Annotated in this window: 8 protein-coding genes and 1 rRNA gene; 7 read left to right on the plus strand and 2 right to left on the minus strand. The window is 69.6% G+C overall.

Annotated features, from left to right (window positions below):
• The first annotated feature begins 246 nt into the window (after positions 1–246).
• The 7 genes from QQM72_RS29330 (at position 247) to QQM72_RS29360 (ending at position 9,285) form a co-directional block, all read left to right on the plus strand.
• Entirely contained in the window at positions 247–1,587 is a 1,341-nt protein-coding gene (locus QQM72_RS29330) for a S53 family peptidase (protein WP_314223842.1), read from the plus strand.
• A gap of 409 nt (positions 1,588–1,996) precedes the next feature.
• Positions 1,997–2,305 carry a hypothetical protein gene (locus QQM72_RS29335; RefSeq protein ID WP_003991275.1) on the plus strand — a complete coding sequence of 103 codons (309 nt, stop codon included), beginning with the start codon at positions 1,997–1,999 and terminating at the stop codon, positions 2,303–2,305.
• Positions 2,306–2,506: 201 nt separating this feature from the next.
• Entirely contained in the window at positions 2,507–3,358 is an 852-nt protein-coding gene (locus tag QQM72_RS29340) for a hypothetical protein (protein WP_314223843.1), read from the plus strand.
• Positions 3,348–4,679: a hypothetical protein gene (locus QQM72_RS29345; RefSeq protein ID WP_314223844.1), complete on the plus strand. Its 1,332-nt coding sequence runs from the start codon at positions 3,348–3,350 to the stop codon at positions 4,677–4,679. The genes QQM72_RS29340 and QQM72_RS29345 overlap by 11 nt, the downstream gene beginning before the upstream one ends.
• Positions 4,676–6,235 (plus strand): SCO6880 family protein, encoded by a 1,560-nt coding sequence (locus QQM72_RS29350; RefSeq protein ID WP_314223845.1) that lies wholly within the window; start codon positions 4,676–4,678, stop codon positions 6,233–6,235. The genes QQM72_RS29345 and QQM72_RS29350 overlap by 4 nt, the downstream gene beginning before the upstream one ends.
• A 14-nt stretch (positions 6,236–6,249) precedes the next feature.
• Positions 6,250–7,680: an ATP-binding protein gene (locus tag QQM72_RS29355; RefSeq protein ID WP_314223846.1), complete on the plus strand. Its 1,431-nt coding sequence runs from the start codon at positions 6,250–6,252 to the stop codon at positions 7,678–7,680.
• An 18-nt stretch (positions 7,681–7,698) separates the two neighbouring features.
• Positions 7,699–9,285 carry a type IV secretory system conjugative DNA transfer family protein gene (locus tag QQM72_RS29360; RefSeq protein ID WP_314223847.1) on the plus strand — a complete coding sequence of 529 codons (1,587 nt, stop codon included), beginning with the start codon at positions 7,699–7,701 and terminating at the stop codon, positions 9,283–9,285.
• Here QQM72_RS29360 and QQM72_RS29365 read toward each other — a convergent pair.
• Complete coding sequence (locus QQM72_RS29365) at positions 9,274–9,846, minus strand: GNAT family N-acetyltransferase (RefSeq protein WP_314223848.1); 573 nt, start codon at positions 9,844–9,846, stop codon at positions 9,274–9,276. The genes QQM72_RS29360 and QQM72_RS29365 overlap by 12 nt on opposite strands.
• 62 nt (positions 9,847–9,908) lie before the next feature.
• Positions 9,909–10,025 (minus strand): 5S ribosomal RNA (rrf, locus tag QQM72_RS29370).
• Positions 10,026–10,035: the final 10 nt, after the last annotated feature.

The raw sequence follows: 10,035 nt of genomic DNA on the forward strand, positions 1-10,035 counted from the left end.
CAGAGCCGGGCCGCCCGAGGTCAAGCGCCTGCCATCGCCGCACCATCCGCCCGCCATTGATCAGCAATACCCGAACCCCCTTCAGTATTGCGGAAGTCAGGATTCCGCCACTCGTCTTGTTGTCGCGTACTCAACAAGGGAACAGTCGTCCGCGGGCCGCCGCCCGCCACCGGGGACCACGTACCGGTGGCACGCACCACCCCCCACCCGCACCGCCCCTGTCACCCCACCTTCAGGAGCTGTCCGTTGCGTACGACGACATCCCCCAACTCCTCCGCCATATCAGGCAGATGGCGCCGCATCGGTGCCTCGGCCCTCGGCGCCGCAGCCCTCGTGCTCGCCGGATTCGGCACCGCGGCCCACGCGAGCGCGGCACCCACGGCCCCCACCAAGTCCACACCCGCCAAGGTCACTTGGGCGGCCACCCCCTGCGCCACCCCCAAGCACAAAGGGGAACTGGCCTGCAACTCCTTCCGCGTGACCGGCGGCACCACGGCCTTCCAGAAGGAACGCGCCGCCGAGACCGGCAGGACCGCCGCGGTCACCCCGAAGGCCGCCGCCGCGACCCCCACCGGCTACGGCCCGTCCGACCTCCAGGACGCCTACGGCCTGACCGCCGCGGCCTCGGCCGACGGCTCCGGCGAGACCATCGCGATCGTCGACGCCTACGACGACCCCAACGCCGCCGCCGACCTCGCCAAGTACCGCACGTACTACGGCCTCCCCGCCTGCACGGTCGCAAGCGGCTGCTTCAAGAAGGTGAGCCAGAGCGGCTCCACCACCTCCCTCCCCAGCGCCGACAGCGGCTGGGCCGAGGAGGAGTCACTCGACCTCGACATGGCCAGCGCCGTCTGCCCGAACTGCGACATCCTGCTCGTCGAGGCCACCTCCGCGTCCATGGCCAACCTCGGCAAGGCCGTGAACGAGGCCGTGGCCCTGGGCGCCAAGTTCGTCTCCAACAGCTACGGCGGCTCCGAATCCTCCTCGGACACGTCGTACGACACCTCGTACTTCAAGCACCCGGGCGTCGCCATCACCGTCAGCGCGGGCGACGAGGGCTACGGCGCCGAATACCCGGCCGCCTCCAAGTACGTGACGTCCGTCGGCGGCACCGCCCTGTCCACGTCCTCCACGACCCGCGGCTGGACCGAGAGGGTCTGGAACACCAGCTCCACCGAGGGCACCGGCTCCGGCTGCTCCGCCTACGACACCAAGCCGACCTGGCAGACCGACACCGGCTGCGCCAAACGCACCGTCTCGGACGTCTCGGCGGTGGCCGACCCCGCGACCGGCGTCTCGGTCTACGACTCCTACGGCGTCACCGCAGGCTGGTACACCTTCGGCGGCACCAGCGCCTCCGCGCCCGTCATCGCCGGGGTCTACGCCCTCGCCGGCACCCCGGGCAGCACCGACTACCCGGCCTCCTACCCCTACGCGGCCGCAGGCACCTCCGCCCTGAACGACGTCACCAGCGGCAGCAACGGCACCTGCTCCTCGAGCGCCGCCTACCTCTGCACCGCCAAGTCGGGCTACGACGGCCCCACCGGCCTCGGCACCCCGGAGGGCACGGAAGCCTTCACCGGCTGACCTTCCGTCAGGCGAAAGCCACAACAGAACAGCCACCGTGGGCCGTGGGGGCCACACGTGGTGAAAGGACGAACGGGCCTCGGCATCCAGCCGTGGCCCGTTCGCCATGCCCGGTGTGCGCAACGTCATGAGAACATCGAAACGTACGCTCACCCGACCAGCCGTCAGAAACGGTGCAGGGCCGTGAAGTGGGCTAACGACGGAACCACACCACAGGTTCCGCTCCGGCCTCATTGCCCGGCGTGACCTGCCGTGATACACAGAGTGACCATACGAGCTATTCGTACGACTCCCGTCCGCCAATGACGTCAAGTCGACATACGACGGCGACTTTGTCGGCGAGAATGATGCGTGACCTCTGCACACCCGCAGAGGACTGCGGAACTACCCATCAGGGGCGGTGACTTACATGCTGTTCGCGGCCGACAAAGGCGATATCAACACCATCATCGGTGGAATCGCTCCGGACTGGGGGCCCTTCGGCAGCCTGGGCAACGAGGCCAAGGTGATGATCGAGGTCGTGATGGCGGTCGCCATCCTCCTCTGCCTCGGCATCGCCATCTGGGGCGCGGCCAAGCAGCGCATCGGCGCGACCGCCCTGCGGGACACCTTCAGTGCGGAACAGGGCAAGGGCCTCATCATCGCCGGGCTGACGGGGGTCTTCATCATCGGCTCCCTCGGGACGCTGTTCACCATCGTGTACGGCATGGCCGTGTAGCCGCGGCCTCCGCACCACCCCCAGTACCGTCCGGGCACGCCCGGCCCGCCACCCCCACCCACCTGTCGTGCCCACCGGCTGAGGTTGCGTTTCCCTGATGTCCCTGATGTCGAGTCACCACACCGCGCCCGCGCGGGAACCAGCACGGCTACCGTCGTATATGTACGTGTCCCGGTACGGCAGCGAGGGGGCCTACGCGGCATGACTCCCGGCGACGAACACGACTACGGCGAATCCGCGCGCTCCGACGAGGGGCACGGGTACGGCAGAACCCGCCTCCGGCTGCCCGAGAACGACCCCTACGGCGGGGCCCGCAGAGGCGGCCGTTCGTCCTCACGGAGCCTGGTCACGGTGGTCGGCGTCGTCGTCCTCCTCATCGCGGCGATCGCCTTCGCGAACCGCGGAGGAGACGATTCCCCTTCCACCTCGGCCAGCGGCACGACCGGCGACAAACCGGACGCGACCAGCACCGCAGCCACCGGCACGAAGCCGGTGGACACGAAGACGGGCGGCATCCCGACGGGGTACGCGCACGATGCGCAAGGTGCTCAGAGCGCTGCGGCCAACTACGCCGTGGCCCTCGGCTCGGCGGACATGTTCCTCACGGACCTGCGACACCAGATCGTCGAGACCGTGTACGCGCCCGCCATCGCCGTCTCCAAACAGGCCGCGCTGGACACCGCTTACTCGAACGAGACCTTCCTCGGCAACATCGGACTCGACAAGAACGGCACCGCCCCGGACGGCCAGGCCTTCGTGTCCCGGGTCGTCCCCGTCGGCACCAAGGTGACGGCGTCCAGCGCGAGCAACGCCACCGTCGAGGTCTGGTACACCTCGCTCTTCGGTCTTTCGGGCGAAGCCTCGACCAACCCCGTATCCGAGAGCTGGTTCACCACCACCTACCAGCTCCAGTGGACCAGCAACGACTGGAAGGTCACCGACTTCCAGCAGAAGGACGGGCCCGTCCCGGTCGGGCGCGATCAGCAGGCCTCCACCGCCGACGACATGACGAAGGCCGTCGAGGAGTTCGGAGGGTTCACCTATGCGCGCTAAGCACCTCTCCCTCAAGGTGACGGCCGCCCTGGCCGCCGTTCAGACGATCGCGGTACTGACGGCCACCCGCGCCTTCGCCGCGCCCACGCCCAGCCCGTCCCCCTCCACCTCCCCGAGTGACAGCGCGTGCAGCGAACTCATCCGGGGACCCGCCAGGGACTACTGCGAAAAGGGCGAGAACCCCTCGTCCACCACCAACCCCGGCGTCTCCGACACCCTCGACCCCCTCTCCTCCCTCGCCAAGGGCTGTGCCGACGCCGCGGCCTGGACCGTCGACAAGCTCAGCGAGGCCGTCAAGGACACCGCGAACGTCGACTTCACCAACGAGCGGTTCCTCAAGCAGTACGCCGTCGTCTTCGCCGCCTCGACCGTCCTGACCCTCCTGCTGTGGCTGCTGGCCGTCGCCAAGCGGGCGGTGCGCGGAGTCCCCCTGACCACCGCCATCGGCGAGGCCGTCGGCTTCCTCTGGCTGACCGTCCTGGCCTCCGCCTTCACCCCCCTCATCCTCTACACGGTCGTATCCGCCACCGACGGCATCACCGACGTCCTGGCGAAGACCACCGGCAACCAGACCGACACGTTCTTCGGCACCTTCTCCGCAGCCCTGTCCAAGGGCGAGGACATCGGCGGCGGCCCGATCATGCTGATCGTGGTGTCCCTGGTGTCGATCCTCGCGGCCGGAGTGCTGTGGCTGGAGCTCGTCATCCGGGCCGCCCTGCTCTACGTGGGCGCCCTGCTCGGCACCGTCGTCTACGCGGGCCTGGTCGACAAGAACCTGTGGAGCCACGTCCGCCGCTGGGCCGGCATCATGATCGCCGTCATCCTGGTCAAACCGGTCATCGTGATCGTGCTCGGCCTCGCCGGGGCACTGTCCACCGCCGACGGTCCGAACGCCTTCTCCGCCGTCGTCTCCGGCCTCTCCATCATCCTGCTCGCCATCTTCGCCAGCGCGATGATCTACCGCTTCGTCCCCGGCTTCGGCGACGAGATCGCGGGCTCCCGCAACAACCGCATCATGCAGGGCGCCGAGGGCAAGGCGGCGGCCGTCATCAGCTCCCCGGCGACCCTCGTCGCGCAGGGCATCAAGGCGCACAGCACCCGTGCGGACAACAACGGCGGCCACTCCGGGTCGTCCGGCGCCCGCCCCTCCAACCCCGCCTCCGGCGGAGTCGCCGCGCACAGTTCGCGCACCCCGAACGGGGGCGGCGGATCTGTCCCCTCCGCCGCACCCGCCCCCCGCGCGAGCAGCCCGGTCAACACCCCGCACGCCGGCAACACCCGCAACAGCAGCAACAACCGCACGGGAGGTGAAGGGCGTTGACGGCTGATTCTCACGTGTCCCACGCGATCGCGCCCCGCCGTACATATCTGATCGGCCGCGCCCGGCCGAACGCGATCGTCGGCCGCAACCGCGAGACCGGTGAGATCGCGCTCATCGTCGTCGGCGCGTTCCTCGGCATGATGTGCGGCCTTCTCGTCCCCGTCCTCGCCCTGCGGATCGTGCTGCTCAGCGGCTTCCCGATGATCGCGCTGGCCGCCGTCTACGTGCCGTACAAGCACCGCACGTTCTACAAGTGGTTCGAGATCAACCGCAGCTACAAGCGCACCCTGCGCCAGGGCACGGCCTACCGCTCGACCGTCATGGAGGCGGGCACCCGGCTCGACGGCCAGGAGATCGAGATCGGACCGCCTCCGGGCATCGGCCGCATCAGCTGGCTGGCCGCCCCCTTCGGCCCCGACGAGATCGCCGTACTCCTGCACGCCGACCGCCGCACGGTGACGGCCGCCATCGAGATCGAGGGCCCGGGGGTAGGCCTGCGCGACAGCGAGGACCAGGAAGCCCTGGTCGACCGCTTCGGCACCCTCCTCAAGCACGTGGCGAACGGCGACGGCTTCGTCACCCGCCTCCAGATGCTCGCCCGCACCCTCCCCGCCGACCCCGACGCCCACGCCAAGGACGTCGCCGTCCGCGGGGACGAGAAGTCCCCCGACTGGCTGGCCCGCTCCTACGACCAGCTCCAGTCCATGGTGTCCACGAGCAGCGAGCAGCACCGCGCCTACCTCGTCGCCTGTATGCACTACACCCGCGAACTGGCCGCCGAGGCGCACGCCATGGCCCGCGCCGCACGCCCCCGGTCGGGCCGCAAACTGGACCGCGACGCGGGCCTGGCGGTGGTCATGGCCCGTGAGCTGACGGACATCTGCTCCCGCCTCCAGGAGGCGGACATCCGTGTCCGCCAGCCCCTGGGCCAGGGCCGGCTGTCCTCCCTCGTCCACTCCATGTACGACCCGGACCACCCCATCGACCACATCCAGGCGATGACCAAGCGCAACGCCTGGCCGGCCGAGCTGGACGCCATGGAACCGACGTACCTCCAGGCCAAGACCCGCGAGTCCTCGACCCGTGCCCCGTGGTGCCATGCCACGGCCTGGGTGAAGGAGTGGCCGATGACCCCGGTGGGCGTCAACTTCCTGGCACCGCTCCTCGTCCACACCCCGGACGTCATCCGCACCGTCGCCGTGACCATGGACCTCGAACCCACCGAGGTCGCCATCGAACGCATGCTGACGGAGAAGACGAACGACGACGCCGAGGCGAGCCGGGCCGCCAAGATGAACCGCACCGTCGACCCACGCGACGTGGCCGCCCACTCCCGACTGGACCAGCGCGGCGAGGACCTGGCGTCCGGCGCGGCCGGCGTGAACCTGGTCGGCTACATCACCGTCTCCTCCCGCAATCCCGAGGCCCTCGCCCGCGACAAACGGACGATAAGGGCGTCGGCCGGCAAGTCGTACCTGAAGCTGGAGTGGTGCGACCGAGAGCACCACCGGGCGTTCGTGAACACCCTCCCGTTCGCCACCGGAATCCGAAGGTAGGGGCTGATGAGCTGATGCGGGATCCGCTGTCCGTCCTCACGGACGCCTTCACCTCCTTCCTCTTCGGCAAGGTCGAGACGACCCGGCTGCCGGTGCGCACCTCCACGGGCCAGGCCCAGGCGGTGTACCTGCCGACGGCCGCCCCCGGCCTCGGCGACTCCGGCGTCATCATCGGCCGCGAGGTCTACTCCGGGAAGGGCTACATCTACGACCCCTTCCAGCTGTACGGCCAGCAGCTCCCCGCCCCGCACTGGCTCGTCCTCGGCGAGTCGGGCAACGGCAAGTCGGCGCTCGAGAAGACCTACGTCATGCGCCAGCTGCGCTTCCGCGACCGCCAGGTCGTCGTCCTGGACGCCCAGGGCGAGGACGGCGTCGGCGAATGGAACCTCATCGCGCAGGCGATGGGAATAACTCCCATCCGGCTGGACCCGGCGGCCGCCCTGGACCACGGCATCCGGCTCAACCCCCTGGACCCGTCGATCACGACGACCGGCCAGCTCGCGCTGCTGCGCACCATCATCGAGGTGGCGATGGGCCACGGCCTGGACGAGCGCTCGGGCTTCGCGCTCAAGGTCGCCCACGCCTACGTCAACGAGACGATCGTGGAGCGCCAGCCGGTCCTGACCGACATCGTCGAACAACTGCGCCACCCCGAGCCGGAGTCGGCGGAGGCGATGAACGTCGCCATAGACGACGTACGGGCCTGGGGCCTGGACGTGGCACTGGTCCTGGACCGCCTGGTCGACGGTGACCTCAGGGGCATGTTCGACGGCCCCACGACGGTGGGCATCGACCTGGACGCTCCGCTGATCGTGTTCGACCTGTCCCACATCGACCGCAACTCGATCGCCATGCCGATCCTGATGGCGATCGTCGGGGTCTGGCTGGAGCACACCTGGATCCGCCCCGACCGGAAGAAGCGCATCTTCCTGGTCGAGGAGGCCTGGCACATCATCAACAGCCCTTTCGTGGCCCAGCTGTTCCAGCGACTGCTGAAGTTCGGCCGTCGCCTCGGCCTGTCGTTCGTGGCGGTCGTCCACCACCTGTCCGACGTGGTGGACGGAGCGGCGGCGAAGGAGGCCGCGGCCATCCTGAAGATGGCGTCGACCCGGACCATCTACGCCCAGAAGGCGGACGAGGCGAGGGCGACGGGCCGGGTCATCGGCCTGCCCAGATGGGCGGTGGAGATCATCCCCACCCTCACCCCGGGCATCGCGGTCTGGGACGTCAACGGCAATGTGCAGGTGGTGAAACACCTGATCACCGAGACGGAACGGCCCCTCGTCTTCACCGACCGGGCGATGACGGAGTCCTCCACCGCCCGCACCATGTCCGACGACGACGCACTGCTCGCCGCCGAACTGGAACAGGAACGACGAGCGGCGGCCTTCATGGAACAGCACCTGGCCGACTTGGACGGCTCGTCCGAGTCGACGGTGGCGTAGCGCGGGAGAGGGGTCGCCATGAGACCGGGAGACGAGCGCCGCGACCCCGGCCAGGGAGGCATCCCCGACGGCCTGTTGGTCGGGATACTCGCGTTCCTGCTCGGCATGACCCTGCTGGTCTGGACGGCGACCGGCCTGGCGGCCCTCTTCGCCCACGGTGCCTGGCCCGCGGGAGCCACCTTCACCCGCACCCCGCTGGCCATGCGGCACCTCATCGCCCGGCCCCACGACATCCCCGGCGCCTGGCCCGAAGCGGAGGCGGCGGACTTCTCGGGCTACGGGCTGTTCTGGGGCCTGTTCATCGGCCAGGTGATGATCCTGCTCGTCCTCACGGTGTTCGTCATGGGGACACTCGCCCGATGGCGGGCGGTACGAGCGAGGAAGCGCGCGGACCTGGCACCGGCTCCGCCGCCCGTTCAGGAGACCGTGACGCCACCGACGCACCACGAGGTGCCGACCCAACGCATCGAGACCGGCCCCAGGACGGACACCGGACCGACGCCACCGACGCAGTCTCTTCAGCCGACGCCGGCCGCGCCACCCCCCTCGCTCTCACCCTCCCTCCAACCGCAGCAACCGCAGCAGCAACAACAGCCGCAACAGCCCTCGGCATCCGCTGCCGCCACGTTGTTCCCGGCAGTTCCAGGTGAACGGGCTGCCGGATGGGAAGCCAACCGCTTCGAGGGCGCGGCGCACTACGCCCCGCCGGAGACCCGCCACACGACCGCGATCCAGGCCATCCGGGACGCCGAGGGCCCGGCCGTCATCCTCACCTCCAGCCCCGCCATCTGGCAGGAGACCAAGGACGCCCGAGCCAAACTGGGCCCGGTCCACCTCTACGACCCCGGCCACCTCTGCGAGACCCCGGCCCGCCTCCACTGGTCCCCCACCACAGGCTGCGAGGACAAACAGACCGCCATCTCGCGCGCGACGGCACTCCTCGCCCCCGTGCGTCCCACCTCGCGGCTCGACCAGGCGGTCAGCGACACCGCCGAAACCCTCCTGCGCAGCTACCTGCACGCCGCGGCCATCGACGGCCGCACCATCCGCCACGTCCACCGCTGGTCCCAGGGCACCGGCATCCAGGAAGCCGTCCGCACCCTCCGGACCAACCCGAAGGCAGCCCCGGGCGCGGCGGGCGAACTCGAAGCCGCCCTCACCGCCCACCCCGAACGCCGGGACATCGCCCAGGAACTGACCTCCCGTGCCCTCTCCGCCCTGTCCACGGTGAACATCCGCGAGGCGTGCACTCCCAACCGAACTGACGCCCTCGCCTTGGATTCCTTCGTGGACGAAGGGGGAACTCTCTATGTGCTCGGTGAGTCAATCGAGGACCCCAGGACCAGTCCCGGCGCGATGCCGCTCCTGACGGCCCTCGTCTCCAGCGTGGTCGAGCGCGGCCGGCGCATGGCCGAACGGTCATCCTCCGGTCGCCTCGACCCACCAATGTCCCTGGTGCTCGACGATGTGGCGGCCGTGGCCCCCATCCCCCAACTCCCGGACCTGCTGGCCACCGGCACCGACCGCGGCCTGCCCACCCTGGCCCTGCTCCGCTCCCGCGAACAGGCCAAGGCGCGCTGGCCGCACCACGACCTACCGGTCTGACGCCTCGGGACGCCCGAGGACGAACTCGTACTCGGCCTCGGTCTCCCCGGTCCCCTGCGCCAACGGCACGGTCCGCCCGCTCGGTATGAACCCCGCCTTGCGGTACGCCCCCTGCGCCCGCGCGTTCTTCTCGTGGACGATGAGCCGCACCCGCTCGGCCCCCCACTCCCAGGCCCGGTCGACGGCGGCGTCGAGCAGCGCCCGCGTCATCCCGCCGCCACGCCACTCGTCCCGCACATAGACCCCGACGACATGCCCCTGCCGCCGCTCCACGGGAAAACCGGCCCAGTCGACGGTACCCGCCTCCTCCAGGAGCAAGGTGACCGTCCCCGCCCACCGCCCGTCCTCCGCCTCGGCAACGAACTGCCGTACGCCGGCGGCAGCCCCCTCGGCCGCCCCGGCAGCCCGCTCCTGCCAGAAGGAGTCGGGCCGCGCCACAGCGGCCTCATACGTCTCCAGAAAGGCCAGCGGTGCAACCGGATCCCTGAGCGCGAGCAACCGCAGGTCCTTCACCAGGGCCCACTCTTCGGCCCGCACGACCCTAACCACATACGTGTACATAGAAATCACCGTAACGCAGAAAACCCCCGCACCGTGAGGTGCGGGGGTTTCCCGTAATATTTGTTCGGCGGTGTCCTACTCTCCCACAGGGTCCCCCCTGCAGTACCATCGGCGCTGTAAGGCTTAGCTTCCGGGTTCGGAATGTAACCGGGCGTTTCCCTCACGCTATGACCACCGAAACACTATGAA

Origin of the sequence: Streptomyces zaehneri (genome assembly GCF_032248645.1) — a bacterium.
In the GTDB taxonomy this organism is placed as follows: Bacteria; Actinomycetota; Actinomycetes; order Streptomycetales; family Streptomycetaceae; genus Streptomyces; species Streptomyces coriariae.